This is a genomic window from Proteus sp. NMG38-2 (assembly GCF_020640995.1).
In the GTDB taxonomy this organism is placed as follows: domain Bacteria; phylum Pseudomonadota; class Gammaproteobacteria; order Enterobacterales; family Enterobacteriaceae; genus Proteus.
The window spans coordinates 406,618-421,543 of record NZ_CP085481.1 but is presented as its reverse complement, the minus strand read 5'-3'; the positions used below and the strand labels follow the sequence as shown (position 1 = coordinate 421,543).

At 38.7% G+C, this 14,926-nt stretch carries 13 protein-coding genes; 2 read left to right on the top strand and 11 right to left on the bottom strand.

What is annotated here, in order from left to right; genetic code table 11:
- Nucleotides 1-76: 76 nt before the first annotated feature.
- From ubiB to udp, 7 genes are all read right to left on the bottom strand, one after another.
- Nucleotides 77-1,714, bottom strand: a complete 1,638-nt coding sequence (ubiB, locus tag LG402_RS02105) for a ubiquinone biosynthesis regulatory protein kinase UbiB (RefSeq protein ID WP_072069492.1) — start codon at nucleotides 1,712-1,714, stop codon at nucleotides 77-79.
- Nucleotides 1,714-2,355 (bottom strand): SCP2 domain-containing protein, encoded by a 642-nt coding sequence (locus tag LG402_RS02100; RefSeq protein ID WP_227336348.1) that lies wholly within the window; start codon nucleotides 2,353-2,355, stop codon nucleotides 1,714-1,716. The genes ubiB and LG402_RS02100 overlap by 1 nt, the downstream gene beginning before the upstream one ends.
- 1 nt (nucleotide 2,356) lies before the next feature.
- The gene (gene ubiE / locus LG402_RS02095; protein WP_227336347.1) at nucleotides 2,357-3,112 is read right to left on the bottom strand and encodes a bifunctional demethylmenaquinone methyltransferase/2-methoxy-6-polyprenyl-1,4-benzoquinol methylase UbiE; all 756 of its coding nucleotides are present in this window, start codon (nucleotides 3,110-3,112) and stop codon (nucleotides 2,357-2,359) included.
- A gap of 83 nt (nucleotides 3,113-3,195) precedes the next feature.
- A complete protein-coding gene (gene rmuC, locus LG402_RS02090; RefSeq protein WP_109408598.1) occupies nucleotides 3,196-4,536 on the bottom strand; it encodes a DNA recombination protein RmuC in 1,341 nt (446 codons plus the stop codon).
- A 102-nt stretch (nucleotides 4,537-4,638) separates the two neighbouring features.
- A complete protein-coding gene (locus tag LG402_RS02085) occupies nucleotides 4,639-5,169 on the bottom strand; it encodes a DedA family protein (protein WP_109408597.1) in 531 nt (176 codons plus the stop codon).
- A gap of 70 nt (nucleotides 5,170-5,239) precedes the next feature.
- Complete coding sequence (locus LG402_RS02080) at nucleotides 5,240-6,022, bottom strand: tyrosine-protein phosphatase (protein WP_109408596.1); 783 nt, start codon at nucleotides 6,020-6,022, stop codon at nucleotides 5,240-5,242.
- Nucleotides 6,023-6,174: 152 nt separating this feature from the next.
- Nucleotides 6,175-6,933: a uridine phosphorylase gene (gene udp, locus LG402_RS02075; RefSeq protein WP_023583501.1), complete on the bottom strand. Its 759-nt coding sequence runs from the start codon at nucleotides 6,931-6,933 to the stop codon at nucleotides 6,175-6,177.
- A gap of 484 nt (nucleotides 6,934-7,417) precedes the next feature.
- On the opposite strand from udp, the gene LG402_RS02070 reads away from it, so the two are divergent.
- Nucleotides 7,418-7,810, top strand: a complete 393-nt coding sequence (locus LG402_RS02070) for a YidB family protein (protein WP_109408595.1) — start codon at nucleotides 7,418-7,420, stop codon at nucleotides 7,808-7,810.
- A gap of 92 nt (nucleotides 7,811-7,902) precedes the next feature.
- On the opposite strand, the gene LG402_RS02065 is transcribed toward LG402_RS02070, so the two are convergent.
- Together LG402_RS02065 and metE are read right to left on the bottom strand one after the other, a co-directional pair.
- Nucleotides 7,903-8,730 carry a hypothetical protein gene (locus LG402_RS02065; protein ID WP_166539238.1) on the bottom strand — a complete coding sequence of 276 codons (828 nt, stop codon included), beginning with the start codon at nucleotides 8,728-8,730 and terminating at the stop codon, nucleotides 7,903-7,905.
- Between the two features lie 175 nt (nucleotides 8,731-8,905).
- Nucleotides 8,906-11,179: a 5-methyltetrahydropteroyltriglutamate--homocysteine S-methyltransferase gene (gene metE, locus LG402_RS02060; protein ID WP_166539239.1), complete on the bottom strand. Its 2,274-nt coding sequence runs from the start codon at nucleotides 11,177-11,179 to the stop codon at nucleotides 8,906-8,908.
- 106 nt (nucleotides 11,180-11,285) lie between these two features.
- Between metE and metR the strand changes: the two genes are divergently transcribed.
- Nucleotides 11,286-12,239 carry an HTH-type transcriptional regulator MetR gene (gene metR, locus LG402_RS02055; RefSeq protein ID WP_166539240.1) on the top strand — a complete coding sequence of 318 codons (954 nt, stop codon included), beginning with the start codon at nucleotides 11,286-11,288 and terminating at the stop codon, nucleotides 12,237-12,239.
- Here metR and LG402_RS02050 read toward each other — a convergent pair.
- Complete coding sequence (locus tag LG402_RS02050) at nucleotides 12,154-13,026, bottom strand: carboxylate/amino acid/amine transporter (RefSeq protein ID WP_166539241.1); 873 nt, start codon at nucleotides 13,024-13,026, stop codon at nucleotides 12,154-12,156. The two genes, metR and LG402_RS02050, sit on opposite strands and share 86 nt — an antisense overlap.
- A 2-nt stretch (nucleotides 13,027-13,028) precedes the next feature.
- Nucleotides 13,029-14,678: a Na+/H+ antiporter gene (locus LG402_RS02045; RefSeq protein ID WP_109408590.1), complete on the bottom strand. Its 1,650-nt coding sequence runs from the start codon at nucleotides 14,676-14,678 to the stop codon at nucleotides 13,029-13,031.
- Between the last annotated feature and the right edge of the window lie 248 nt (nucleotides 14,679-14,926).

Below are 14,926 nucleotides of genomic sequence, written 5' to 3'. Positions count from 1 at the left end.
TATATACAACGAATTCAATTTTCGGGAATCTCGAATTCATCTTTTAACTTGCTCAAAGACAAACTTTGATGCGTTTTTATTGTGCATTACCAGATCTAAACCAACCCAAAATCCATGCAAGAAGACCTAAACTGATAAAAACACTGAATAATGTTTTAAAACCAGAAACGAAAAACAGGCTACCGCATAAAAACAGTGTCGTACCTATACCCAATAAAAATAGAGACTGTCTCTGTTTGACTCTTTGCGAACTTATTTGTTCCGTCAATTTGTCTAGTGTTAACTTCATATTTTTATGTTGTTTCAGACTATCATAAACCAGCTCTGGTATCTCTGGCATTTTTTCAATCCAGTAAGGTGCCTTACTCTTTATGCCATTCATTAACGCTGTTATACCAATTTGGCTATGCAACCAATCTTCTAAGAAAGGTTTTGCCGTTTTCCATAAATCTAATTGTGGATAAAGTTGCCGTCCAAGCCCTTCAACATAAAGCAATGTTTTTTGAAGTAACACTAACTGAGGTTGCACTTCCATATTAAAACGCCGTGCAGTATTGAACAGATTAAGCAACACATGACCAAATGAGATCTCAGACAGAGGCTTTTCAAAAATTGGTTCGCACACAGTACGGATTGCAAATTCAAAGTCTTCCACATTGGTATCTGCTGGAACCCAACCTGAATCAACATGTAACTCTGCAACCTTTCGATAATCACGATTAAAGAAAGCTAAGAAGTTTTCAGCTAAATAACGTTTATCTTCTTTATTTAATGAACCAACGATACCGCAATCAATGCCAATATAATATGGATTTTCAGGGTGATCATAACTAATAAACACATTACCAGGATGCATATCCGCATGGAAGAAACTGTCTCTAAACACCTGAGTAAAAAAGACTTTTACACCACGTTCTGCAAGAAGCTTCATATTCGTCTTTTGTGCATTCAACGCTTCAATATCAGAAACAGGAATACCATAAATACGTTCCATCACCATCACATTTTCATGGCAATAATCTGAATACACTTCAGGGATATAAAGCATTGAGCTATTTTCAAAATTACGACGAAGTTGAATAGCATTAGCAGCTTCGCGTAGTAAATTTAGCTCATCAAGTAATGTTTTTTCGTATTCGCGGATCACTTCTTTAGGTCGTAAACGACGACCATCAGGTAAAAATGGTAATAGGTTTGCCAAGCGATACATCAAACGGATATCCGCTTTGATCACAGGCTGAATATCGGGGCGAATAACTTTTAGCACAACTTCTTTGCCGTTTTCTTTTAATTTCGCTGTATGAACCTGAGCAATGGAAGCTGAAGCCAGAGGTGTTTCATCAAAATCATCAAACCATTGGTCGATAGGGCCACCGAATGAGTTTTCGATATATTGTCGTGCTTTTTTACCATCAAAAGGAGCAACTTTATCTTGCAATAGCGCAAGTTGATCAGCAATTTGAGGAGGAAAGAGATCACGTCGAGTTGATAACATTTGACCTAATTTAATCCAAACAGGCCCTAATGTTTGCAATGCGAGTCGTAAGCGTTCACCTAATGGTTTTTCTGGATGCTTATTTTTGATCCAAAAGAGTGCTCGGCATCCTAATCTTGCAGGTAAAGTAATTCGATGTTTAGGAATTAATTCATCAAGCCCATAAGATAAGAATACCTGAATAATATGATAGAGGCGCTTTAACTCACTAAGGAGCATTATTTTTTCTCCAATGTGCCTAACCGTTTTTCTAGTTCGGCTGTTTGCTGTGCAAGTTGTTCTATTTCATCATAAAAATGGACTGTTTCTAATGCACTAGGTGCGGTTTTCCACTCTTCAATTAACGCATCACGTAAATAACCTTTTTGGTGACTCAAGAGTGAAGAAAATAACTGAACGCCCTTTCCTGCAACAACAGTCAAACTTTGCGCTGCTATATCACCAATATAAGGCGCCAAATATTGCGCGGGATCCCACTGCGCCATATCTAGCAATGCAGACCAATTTTGAACAACCTGCATATCACCATCAATAGTAATATCGCCACGATTGATCAGTTCTGACATTTTCTGGCGATCACGAAGCTTAATCAGTGTGAGTAATTTTGTTTTTATCAAACAATCAGTTTCATCATCCCACTGGCTTAATACATCAACTTGTTGTTCGCTAAAGACTAAGTAGATGGAACGAGGAAACTCATTGATAGAAAGCGCCAACACTTTGCCCGCAAGGCGATTGCGGGCAGGTTTAAGCACATTTTCCTGATATAAAACATGATTAAGAGCTGTCTCCATTGATGCTGTTAACAGCGGATACAGCACTTGAGAAGCAATATCATGAGAAAAAGTGGCTTTTTCCATCTCAGAATTTAAATCCTTTGTGTAGAGCAACTATACCGCCAGTCATGTTGGTATAGGTCACTTGGTCAAATCCCGCTTCTTCCATCATACCTTTTAAAGTTTCTTGGTCTGGATGCATACGAATTGATTCCGTTAAATAACGGTAACTTTCAGCATCATTTACAATCACTTGACCAATTTTAGGTAGGATATGGAAAGAGTAAGCATCATAAATCTTACTTAAGGGATCAAGAACCGGTTTAGAGAACTCCAGCACCAACAAACGTCCACCTGGTTTCAATACACGAAACATAGAACGTAATGCTTTCGCTTTATCGGTCACGTTACGTAAGCCAAAGGAGATAGTGATGCAGTCGAAATGGTTATCAGGGAAAGGTAACTCTTCAGCATTTGCTTGTACGTAGTTAACATTACCGACAATACCGTGATCGTGTAGCTTCTCACGCCCCATTTTCAGCATTGAATCATTAATATCAGCTAAAACAACTTCTCCATTTTCACCTACTAGGCGAGAGAATTTAGCTGTTAAATCACCAGTACCACCCGCAAGATCAAGAACTCGTTGGTTACGTCTTACACCACTTGCTTCAATGGTATAACGTTTCCAGATGCGGTGAACACCGAAAGACATCAAGTCATTCATTAAATCATATTTAGACGCGACAGAGTGAAAAACCCTTGCAACCATGGTTTGTTTATCATCTTTGTCAACGGTTTGGAAACCAAAATCTGTTGTTTCCTTAGTTTGTTGAGTCATATTATTTGCCCGCTAATTAATCAAAATTTAGTAAATTCAGTACTGGTCTTATTTCAGAAATCTTTGTCTCTTTATTTTTCAAATCAATCAGACGTCGATTTTTCAATGAGATCATTATCAATCGTTTTTTTTATCTCTACCCCTAGGGATTTAAAGCCTTCCGCTTGACTGATAAGATTTCCGCGACCTTCAGAGAGTTTTTTCATCGCCAATAAATAGCCAGACTGCGCTTTTTGAATACTGTTTCCTAGCCCTTGCATATCATCAACGAAAAGTCTTAATTTGTCATACATTTTAGCCGCCCTATCCGCAATTTCTTGCGCATTTTGGCTTTGATATTCATATCGCCACAATGCAGCTATTGTACGCAAAGCAACAAGTAAAGTAGATGGCCCAACTAACATTATATTGTTTTTCAATGCTTCTTCTAACAAGTCAGGAGAATGACCAATTGCAACAAGATAAGCTGGCTCTATGGGTATAAACATCAAAACATAGTCTAAAGACGTAACACCCGGTAGTTTATGATAATCTTTTACACTCAATCCTTTAATATGCGTTCTAATTGAGTTCACATGTGCATAAAGCGCCTGTTTACGTTCATTATCATCATGGCTACTAAAATACTTTTCATATGCCACCAGCGACATTTTAGCGTCGATAATGACATCCCTACCATGGGGTAAGTGCACAATAACGTCAGGTTGATAGCGACCGCCATTTTCATGGCGAATACTCACCTGCGTTTCAAATTCATGGCCTTCACGTAATCCTGAAGACTCTAATATACGCGCTAATACCGTTTCACCCCAATTACCTTGGACTTTATTGTCCCCTTTTAAGGCATTTGTTAGATTCACCGCTTCTTGTGCCATTTTGACATTTAATTGTTGAAGCTGGCGAATTTCATGAACTAAGGTATGTCGCTCTCTGGCTTCTTGCCCAAAACCATCTTGAACTTGGCGTCGAAAACTTTCCAATTGTTCACGAAAAGGTGACAGCAAATGCGTTAGTCCTTGTCGATTTAACTCTTCGGCTTTACGCCCACTTTGTTCAAAAATACGATTAGCCAGATTTTCAAACTGCGTCGCAAGCCGTTGCTCACTATTGACTAATAGTCGCTGTTTTTCTTCAGCAGATAAACGACTCTCTTCCCACCGCGTTGTTACTTCTCTTAATTCTGCTTCTTGAGAGGTAATAATTTCTCGTTGAGCGCGCAATTCTTGCTCTAGTTGTTCTATATGCTGTTGTAAAGAAGGGATAATTGCTGATTTTTCTTGGGCAACGGCAAGCTGTGTGTAGTTTTCACGCAGCATGGCTTCTTTATCAGCTAAACGTTGTTGGATAGACCACCAAACAAGCGCACCACCGACTAGCACACCGCCTAATAAACCAATGATCCCATATAACAACTGAATATCCACTAAAGTGACCTTTTTACTTTCCAGCGGGCTAAGTTAAAACGCATAGGTAATATTGTCTAGCAACAATTTACATCGTGACTTGATTTGCGATAAAGGACGCAGTTATCCCACCCATTTCGCAAGCCATTGCAAACCAAAGGCACCGGGCGCCAAAATACCAAATGCCCAGATCATGGCTGATGTTAAATTAGCAATTTGAAAATAACGCTGTGGCATTGCACAAATGCCCGCAACTAATGGAACAATCGCACGAAAAGGCCCAAAAAAACGCCCAATAAATACGCCCCAGATCCCCCAACGATTAAAAAATTGATGACCTCTAACAAGCGTTTGTGGTGAGCGCGAAATTGGCCATAAGTTTCTCACGCCCTCTTTATAGTGAAAACCTACCCAGTATGAGACCCAATCTCCGAAAAAAGCGCCTAATGCAGCAGCAAGCCAAATCGGCCAAAAAAATAAGCCACTTTCACCAATTAAAGCCCCTAATCCCAATAAAATAACCGTTGCGGGGATCAGCAAAGAGATAAAAGCAAGTGATTCACCAAAAGCAAGAAAGAACACGATAGGAATAGCCCAAATTTCGTGCTCTTTTACAAAGAGAGTGATGGTATGAATGATATCTTGTACTGTCAAAATAGAGGCCTTAAATCGGTTAACCTAAGTGAAATAAAACAGACTGATTAACCGAATATAAATCACTTTATTATTCAAGAAAATAATTTTGTAAGGCATCTCGGCTAGAAGCATCTAAACCGATATCTTTCTCTAGCCAAGTATCCACATTACCGTAATGCTGATTAATACTGGTTAACGCCGTTTGTAGAAATTCTTCTTGTACGGAATAAACATAAGCAAATTTATCAACAATATTTTCACTCATGGTCTTGGCATGTTCTTCTAGAAGGTAAGCACGATAAGGTGCCAATGTTTCATTAGTCAGTAGATAGTCTTCCATCACCACATCTAAAGATGCACCTAATGCAAACAAAACTAATGCAGAACCAACGCCTGTTCTATCTTTACCTACTGCACAATGTTGCACTACGCCCCCTTTTTCAGGTTGCTTTAATAGCGTAGCCAGTTGTTTATATGCGGGATTATTGATAGGTAATAATTTATATAGCTGAAACATAAATGCTTTGGCATCAAATTGCTCTAATATTTCAGGTGTCAATTTTTCAAGATTAGCGGAGACTTCTTTTGATAATGGATTTGCAGGTGCGTGATAATATTGAGCACCTTCCCAAACCCGATCTGGTTTATCAATAATTTCGCCTGCGTCACGATAATCAATGATTTGAAAAAGATTTCTATCGATGAGAAGAGATTGATCTGTATGGGTTAATCTATCCAGTGATCCTGAGCGAAAGAGCATTCCAGGTTTAATAACACCACCATTACTTAATTTTTTTCCACCTAAATCACGAAAGTTGATCCCACCAACTAAAGGCAATACCGAAGGATGTGTTTGTAAGATATCAGTCATAACGCCTCTTCTCATTATTATGTTGTTAAATTCTTAAAGACCTTAACAGAAATCATCTTCTGTTGTCATGTCATATTAACGTGATGAATTACCATACAAAAAAAACCCTTAATACTTTTGTATTAAGGGCTTTAGCATTCAATTGAAAACGCTTACTTCATTAAAATACGAGCTGCTTCAATAACGATACCAAGTGCATTATTTTCTGTTTTCTTCAGTAATTCTGCATCTGGAATTTCTTGCTGAGTACGGTTTACGATAACACCCGCAACCATACCTGCACGTAAACCTTGGCTTGCACACATTGTTAGTAATGTTGCAGATTCCATTTCATAGTTCATTACACCCATTTCTTGCCACTCTTTCATAGAGCCTTTGAAACGGCGAACAACACGGCCTGTATAAGTGTCGTAACGTTCTTGTCCTGGATAGAATGTATCAGAAGACGCAGTTACACCTACGTGTACAGTTGAGCCATTGTCTTTAGCAGCTTTGTACAGTGCGTTCATACATTCAAAATCAGAAACAGCAGGGAATTCCATTGGTGCAAAATGTAAGCTTGCGCCATCTAAACGAACTGCAGCAGTCGTCACAAGAATATCACCTACGTTGATATGTTCTTGAATTGCACCTGTTGTACCAATACGCAAGAAAGTACGAATACCTAATTGTGCTAATTCTTCAACTGCGATAGAGGTAGATGGACCACCGATACCTGTTGAGCAAACAATGACAGCTTTGCCATCAATTTCACCACGCCATGACGTGTATTCACGTAAAGAAGCCAGATGGACAGGGTTATCCATTAATTTTGCAATTTTTTCAACACGCTTAGGATCACCTGGAACAATTGCTAAAGTGGCACCCTGTAGGTCATTTTTGGTTAAACCTAAGTGAAATACATCAGACATATCGGACTCCTCAATGGGACAAAACCAATGATCATTAAATTAAGACTTACTTTATCAGCTTTACAGACCTTTTTAGTGACCAATATCACCTACAAGGTGCCAAACAAAGTAACAATTTCATAAAATTGTGATTATCATCACGAAATATAACGTTCGAAATACATTTTCAGCGAATACATTATCAATATTCGCTTACTTCAATCATTCACTAAAATAAACATTTCATTTATCAGTATAGACGACACAAATACCTTGATGCACATATACTCTAAATAATTCAAAATGCCGTTAACTAATACAAATAAACATACCCTAGCAAACATATACTCTAAATAATTCAAGATGTAGCTAGGCGACTAGTGTGAGTGAATGTTACAACTTGAAGTATGACGAGAAGCTTGAAGTATGACGAATATAACGCGTACACTACCCGCCCTTAAAACAAACATCTTAATGTGACAAACACCTTGTCACAGGAGTGAACATGAGCTTATTTAACCAAATTGCAAGCCTATTGGGTGGCGAAAAAATCAATCAATACAAAACTGTCCTCGACTGGGTTGAGTCTCAAGGTGGCATTGAAGGCTTAATAAAGCAATTTGATACAGCGGGTTTAAGTGAGCTGATCCAATCTTGGATAAGTACAAATACAAATTTACCTATCAGTGCTGAACAAATCGTAACTGTTTTCTCATCACCTGTTATTAATGAACTTGCGTCAAAGATTAATTTAAGTGCAACTGAAGCCTCTGAAATGGCAGCACAATATCTCCCTAAATTAATTAATAAAGTGACACCAGATGGTGTGGTACCTAAAGATTTAGATTTAGTCAGTGCGGGGATGGATATTCTAAAAGCGAAGATTTTTGGTGGTTAAATAAACAAACTGTTTTAATCGTACTTATTTAATGCGTTTTCCCTTATACCCCATAAGAGAAAACGCATCACATTCTTAATAATCAAAATTGATTACAGCAAACCTTCTTCAATTAACGCGTCATGAAAACGTTGCTTCTCTTCTGGCGTTGCTTGAATACGCTCTAAAGGCACATCCAAAGCATAAGGGATATTCTGTTGTGGCGAATAAACGGCTAATACATAAGTATTTCCATCTTTTTCAATTACAATAGGCGGTGTTTTTTTATTTCCTGAATAAGCAATACGAATATCTTTACCGTCTAAATTAAGATGATAAGTTGCAATAAATTGCTTATTACTCACAACCATTTTTGCTGGGATCGCTATTAATTTTAGCGGTTGAGTTCCCACTGATAATAAGGCTTTTCTCACTTTACTCGTCAATATTTGACGATAAATAAAAAAGATCACACTAATCCCAAATAAGCCGATAAAAATAACCGTACTAATTAGGCGAAGCCAAATATTATCTATCGCTACATCAACGGTCATTTTGCTAAGATCATTTGCATCAGCAACGGGTTCAACAAGTACATCCTTTGAACCTAAATCTAAAAAGGTAAAATTACGTGAAACCTCATGACCTTTATAACGCAAATCAACACTACAGTTAGTTAAAACAAAGAGTTGTGATCGACAAGAGCCTTTTACTGTAGCATTAATAGGAACCGCATTCTCACTGATTTTATAATCATAAAGAATATTAGGGATTTGATATGCACTAAATACAGTCAATGCTAACATCACAACCACTAAAAATAAGGTGCGGAATAGTCCACCATCTCCTCTTAGTGGAACCAATGTCAAAGGTCGAGTTGGAAAAGCATCTAATACTTTATCCGAAAGTTTAATGCTAGTTTGCACAATAATTATATCCATAAAATTAGCGAGTTCTCGCAGTATAACAACTCTCTAGAATATCAATAATAAGATTTGCTCCGAGTTTTAATTAATGCTCTTTTTTATTTATATAAAATTAGCCTGCTATTTTAATGATGTGACTTTTTATCAAAGTAACCATTCAAAAATAGCAGGCTAACAAGTAATTATTTTATTATACGTTCTGGCGTAAATATTTAGCGGCTTCCACCATATTCGCTAATGCTGCGCGTGTTTCAGTCCAGCCTCGTGTTTTTAATCCACAATCTGGGTTCACCCATAAACGCTCTGCTGGAATACGTGATTGCGCTTTTCTTAATAATCCCACAATCCATTCTACATTTGGCACGTTAGGCGAGTGAATATCATAAACACCAGGCCCAATTTCATTTGGGTAATCAAAGTGTTCAAAGGCTTCTAAAAGCTCCATATCTGAACGTGAAGTTTCGATAGTAATCACATCCGCATCCAGTGCTGCAATAGAATCCATGATGTCGTTAAACTCGCAATAACACATATGCGTGTGAATTTGCGTTTCATCATCAGCGACAGCGGCACTTAATTTAAAGGCATCAACGGCCCAATCAAGATAAGCTTGCCATTCATCACGACGCAGTGGTAATCCTTCACGTAAGGCTGGTTCATCTATTTGGATGATACCTATACCCGCTTTTTGTAAATCATTGACTTCATCACGCAGTGCTAACGCAATCTGTTTTGCAATGGTTTCACGCGTCACATCTTCACGAGGGAACGACCAACATAAAATTGTCACTGGCCCTGTTAACATTCCTTTAACTGGCTTTTCAGTTAATGATTGTGCGTAAGTTGCCCAATCCACAGTAATCGCTTTTGGACGACTAATATCGCCAATAATCACTGGTGGTTTTACACAACGTGAGCCATAACTTTGTACCCACCCATTCTGTGTAAAGACATAGCCATCAAAGTGCTCACCGAAATACTCCACCATGTCGTTACGTTCAGCTTCACCATGCACTAATACATCAAGTCCTAGGTTTTCTTGCTCCGTTATCGCTTGCTTAATATGTTCACTAATGTTTTTGCGATAAGCTACTGTATCAATATTTCCTTTTTTGAAATCAAGGCGTACAGTACGAATTTCAGTGGTTTGAGGAAATGAGCCAATGGTCGTGGTTGGCCATAGTGGCAGATTAAACCGAGCACGTTGAACTTCTGCACGTTGGGTATAAGGTGAATTTCTTTCACTGTCTTGCGCTTTAATCGCCTCTAAACGAGCTGCCACTTTAGCATTATGCACACGTGTAGAATGTTGGCGTTGGCGAATTGGGGCACTGTATTGTGCCAATTGATCATCATACTCGCCTTCGGACGCATTTAGTGCCTGAGTCAACAAAGCCACTTCTTCACATTTTTGAACAGCAAAAGCAAACCAACTTTTTACTTCATCATCAAGTTTAGTTTCTGCCTTTAAATCAATTGGGCTATGCAGTAATGAACATGAAGTTCCGATCCATAATGGACGTTTACCTTTTAGCGCAATGACTTGCTGATAACGAGTGCTCAAATCAGCTTTCCAAACATTACGGCCATTAATAACACCTAATGACAGCACCCAATCTTTGGGTAATGTTTGATGTAAATGTTGCAAATCATCCTGACCTGCTGAAAGATCAACATGAAGCCCATTAATAGGTAAGTTCTTAATAATATCAAGATGATGAGAAATACCATCAAAATAAGTTGTCAGCAGTAATTTAACCTGCCCCGCTAATGTTTGATAAGCAGTTTGGTATGCGTTTTGCCATTCAATTGGTAAATCCAATACCAATGCAGGCTCATCAATTTGTACCCACTCAATACCTTTCTCTTTTAATGCATTAATAACTTGTTGATAGATAGGAAGAATTTCTTTTAAAAGCGTTAATCGATCAAATTCAGGCCCTTTCACTTTGCCTAACCAAAGATAAGTCACCGGCCCCAGTAACACTGGTTTTATTTTATGACCAAGAGCTAATGCTTCATCTACTTCATCTAATAACTCTTTCCATGCAAAGGTAAATGATTGACCTTGTTGGAATTCCGGTACGATATAGTGATAGTTAGTATTAAACCATTTCGTCATTTCAGATGCAGCGGCAGGCTTACCCGTTGGCGCTCTACCACGCGCAACTCTAAATAATGTATCAAGATCTAATGAGCCATCTTCATTACGATGACGAGGTGGCACGTTACCTAACAATAAACTTGTTCCTAATACTTGGTCATACCAAGCAAAATCACCAACAGGTAATAATTCCACACCTGCATCTGCTTGTTGTTGCCAGTGACGAGCACGAAGTTCTTTACCCACTGCAATAAGTTCTTTTTGTGAAATCTTACCTGCCCAATAATTTTCTTGTGCCTTTTTTAGCTCTCTATCTAAGCCAATACGAGGGAAACCCAGTGTGTGATTGCGAATTGTCATAATTAAAATCCTGTTTTTAGCCGTCTAGATGTTTACACATCCATAATCTACAGGTAGTGTATAAATCACAAGCGCAAATTTTTCATCAACAACATGAAGGTTTCTCATGATAGAAATAAAACACTTAAAAACGATATTGGCACTAAAGCACACTGGATCTCTTGCTAACGCAGCAAATCAACTACATCAAACACAGTCGGCTCTTTCACATCAATTTAGTGAATTAGAACATCGTCTGGGTTATCGAATTTTTGTGCGTAAAAGCCAACCACTGCGTTTTACCTCACAAGGTGAAGTGTTGGTCAAATTAGCCGAAGAAGTTCTGCCTATCGTACGCAGAGCGATTGAAGCATGTAATGAGCCGGGGAGTTCAAATTTAAATATTGCGATTGAATGCCATAGTTGTATTCAATGGTTAACACCCGCATTACAGCAATATCGCCAAACATGGCCTGAAGTCAATGTCGATTTCCATTCGGGGGTTACGTTTGATCCACAACCTGCATTACTACAACGTGAATTAGATGTAGTGCTAACCTCTGATATTTTAGATGATGCACGTTTACATTATACCCCGCTGTTTGACTATGAAGTTAAGCTAGTTTTATCGCCTGAACACCCTCTCGCGAATAGATTACATATTCAGCCACAAGATTTAATTGCAGAAACCTTATTTATTTATCCTGTGCAAAGAGAGCGTTTTGATGTGTGGCGCCATTTTTTACAACCCGCAGGAATAACACCACATTTTAAACATGTCGATAATACATTGTTGTTAATTCAAATGGTTGCAGCTGGCATGGGGATCGCAGCTCTACCTCATTGGGCAGTAGAAAATTTTGAAAAACAAGGATTAGTGGTGACAAAAACATTAGGCGAAGGATTATGGAGCCGGTTATATGCAGCCAACCGTAGTGGAGAGCAACATCAACCGGCAATTCGTGAATTTATTCGTTTATCAGGTCAGCACGCTGTTAACAATCTTCCTTTTGTAAAACAGGTCGGTGTATCCAGCGTCGATGGATCCAAAGTGATGCAACAATCAGGCTCGCGCCTATGATGAAACTTGGCCAATTTGGATGTTGTTGCCAAATAGAGAAATTAACTAATAATCCGGCTGGAATCATCATGTTATTCATAATAGCTAAGGTTCCAGCATCAACTTGTGTGGCACCATAGTTCCACATGAAATAACCTATTCCAGAAGCCCCTATTCCTAACCAGAATAAAACACCCCATTGTAGCGATGTTGTTGGCATTTTCTGCCAATCAGCAAAACACAACGCACCAATCAGTGAAACGGCAACAGCACCAAGATAAAACCAAGAAAACGCATGATGTTGTGGAATTGGATGTACTTCCATTAATCGCTTATAACCCACCTGACCGATAGCAAAGAAAATATTAGCAAGTTGCACTAATAACAATCCATACCAAAAATCATCACTTAAATGGTCATAACGAATAATAGCGGCCCCTAACACGGCTAATAAGGAGCTGAATGCATAACCCCAGCGTAATTTCTGGCGTTCTAATAGATCATAAATTAACGTGACATAAAGCGGTGTTAATACGGTAAATAGTAAGAATTCTGCGACGGTCAAATAGTTATAAGCATGGAAGACAAACAGATACATGATACCAAGTTGGCAAGCTCCCACACTCATATAAAGCAAAATCACCTTAAAACGAATTCCCTTCCAACGTAAGAAAGGTAAAAAGACCAAAGCCGCTAAAGAAACACGGATCAAAACAGAGAGCCAACTATCAACCTGACCCGCAAGATACTCGCCGATCAGGCTAAAAGAGGCTGCCCATAACAGTGTTGTAATAATGAGCAACCACATAATTAACTATCTTTCTCAACTAACAGTGCTTCCATTAAATCCAATTCATGTAGCAACAATTGGAGTGTTTCATTACTGATTTTTCGCGTAGCCCTTAAATGGTAAAGCTCACCACGTTCAGCACGTAATGCAGTTAGGCGAAAACGTCTTTCAAGATCTTCTTCTAACATGTTATGAACCATTTCATCTTGGTTTGCAGTACGACGTCGTAAATAGCCTGTTACCCGGGAAGCAACTTCATTAATTTCTTCTGCATCAAGTTGCTCTTCTGTACTAGCAGCTAAACGCTCTTCCATTTTATTCAAGCTGACAATCGCCACTTCTGCCATAATTTTTCGCGCATAACGAACTTCATTTTTATCGGCTTCTTTATCCGTAGTTTTCACGCCTTTCAACAGGAAAGGAAGCGAAATAATACCGACAAGGATTGACAGTAAAATAACACCCGCTGCGATAAAGATGATTTGATAACGACCAGGGAAAGTACTGCCATCAGTTAAAAAGAGTGGAATAGAGAGCGCACCTGCTAGAGTAATCGCACCACGAACACCAGCAAATGACGAAAGCCACAGTTCACGCGTTGTATAATTGGCAAAATCAAGTGGGTGTTTTCTCATAAAGATACGGCTAATTTTTTTCATCAGCCATAACCATGTAAAACGTAAAATAAGTAATGCAAAATAGATGACAAATACGGCAGCAAACAACATCCACACTTCGACTTCTGGATCAAGGTCGGCCTGAATAACAGAGCTTGTCCAAATAATCGGAAGTTGTAAGCCGAGCATAATAAAGACAAGGCCGTTAAAGACAAATTCAAGCATTGACCACACGCTATCAGCACGTAAACGCATTGCGAGTGGTGCATTACGAATTACACCGGATTTACTGATAGTCATACCTGCAGCAACAGCAGCTAAAATTCCTGAAAAACCAATATGCTCTGCAATTAAGTAGGACGCAAAAGGTAGCAATAACATAAAGACGATTTGTGTAGCAGGATCATCACCACTCCAGCGACTCATTAATCGCAGAGATTTACTGTAAATCAAGGTGACGCCAATACCGGCCAATAATCCGCCGACAGCGACTTTAAAGAACTCAAGTGTCGCGCCCCCCACAGTAAACACCATAGTGCCCATTGCTACAGCAACCGCAAATTTCAAGGCAACCAGACCTGAAGCATCATTCATTAATGCTTCACCCTCTAAAATACCCATTATTCGCTTAGGTATTCGCCCTTTACCAACGATGGAAGAAAGAGCTACCGCATCCGTTGGTGAAAGCACCGCCGCTAATGCGAATGCAGAAATCAGAGGGATACTTGGCATCATCCAATAAATTAAATAACCAATACCAACAACAGTTACCATCACTAAAACAAGCACAAGAATAAAAATCTCACGCCCATTTTGAATAAATTCTCGTGTCGGCGTTTTCCAACCATCAACAAACAACAAAGGAGGGATCAATAGGACGAGGAATAATTCAGGATCAAAAGTGACATGTAAACCAAATTGAGGCCATGCCAATAAAGCCCCTATCACAATCTGTATTAATGGTAACGGAACACGAAAGGGAATTAGTTTTGTAATAACCCCCGAAACTGAAACCACCAGTATTAAAATCAAAATAGTAAAGAAAATTTCCATGTTACCCTTACATGCCTATTTTTATCCCAAAAACTTGTTATCTTTTCCTTAAAAAAGAAAACCCTACTGAATGATAAAAAAACACACCCTGCAAAAATTTATGCGCCATGCCTTTCTTTACCTTTCCTTATTTTAAACAGATCCCACACAGACTCATGTGTAATTATTTAAAATTAAGATTAATCGTATCTAACGCTACAAATTGCGCACTTCTCATTACTCTTTATTTATTAACGGCATTAAACATC

Excerpts from the sequence above, each read along its gene's own strand:
- LG402_RS02100 (WP_227336348.1), bottom strand. The coding sequence starts at position 2,355 with ATGGAAAAAGCCACTTTTTCTCATGATATTGCTTCTCAAGTGCTGTAT.
- ubiE (WP_227336347.1), bottom strand. The coding sequence starts at position 3,112 with ATGACTCAACAAACTAAGGAAACAACAGATTTTGGTTTCCAAACCGTT.
- ubiB (WP_072069492.1), bottom strand. The coding sequence starts at position 1,714 with ATGCTCCTTAGTGAGTTAAAGCGCCTCTATCATATTATTCAGGTATTC.
- LG402_RS02080 (WP_109408596.1), bottom strand. The coding sequence starts at position 6,022 with ATGACTGATATCTTACAAACACATCCTTCGGTATTGCCTTTAGTTGGT.
- udp (WP_023583501.1), bottom strand. The coding sequence starts at position 6,933 with ATGTCTGATGTATTTCACTTAGGTTTAACCAAAAATGACCTACAGGGT.
- metR (WP_166539240.1), top strand. The coding sequence starts at position 11,286 with ATGATAGAAATAAAACACTTAAAAACGATATTGGCACTAAAGCACACT.
- LG402_RS02050 (WP_166539241.1), bottom strand. The coding sequence starts at position 13,026 with ATGTGGTTGCTCATTATTACAACACTGTTATGGGCAGCCTCTTTTAGC.
- metE (WP_166539239.1), bottom strand. The coding sequence starts at position 11,179 with ATGACAATTCGCAATCACACACTGGGTTTCCCTCGTATTGGCTTAGAT.
- LG402_RS02070 (WP_109408595.1), top strand. The coding sequence starts at position 7,418 with ATGAGCTTATTTAACCAAATTGCAAGCCTATTGGGTGGCGAAAAAATC.
- LG402_RS02065 (WP_166539238.1), bottom strand. The coding sequence starts at position 8,730 with ATGGATATAATTATTGTGCAAACTAGCATTAAACTTTCGGATAAAGTA.
- LG402_RS02045 (WP_109408590.1), bottom strand. The coding sequence starts at position 14,678 with ATGGAAATTTTCTTTACTATTTTGATTTTAATACTGGTGGTTTCAGTT.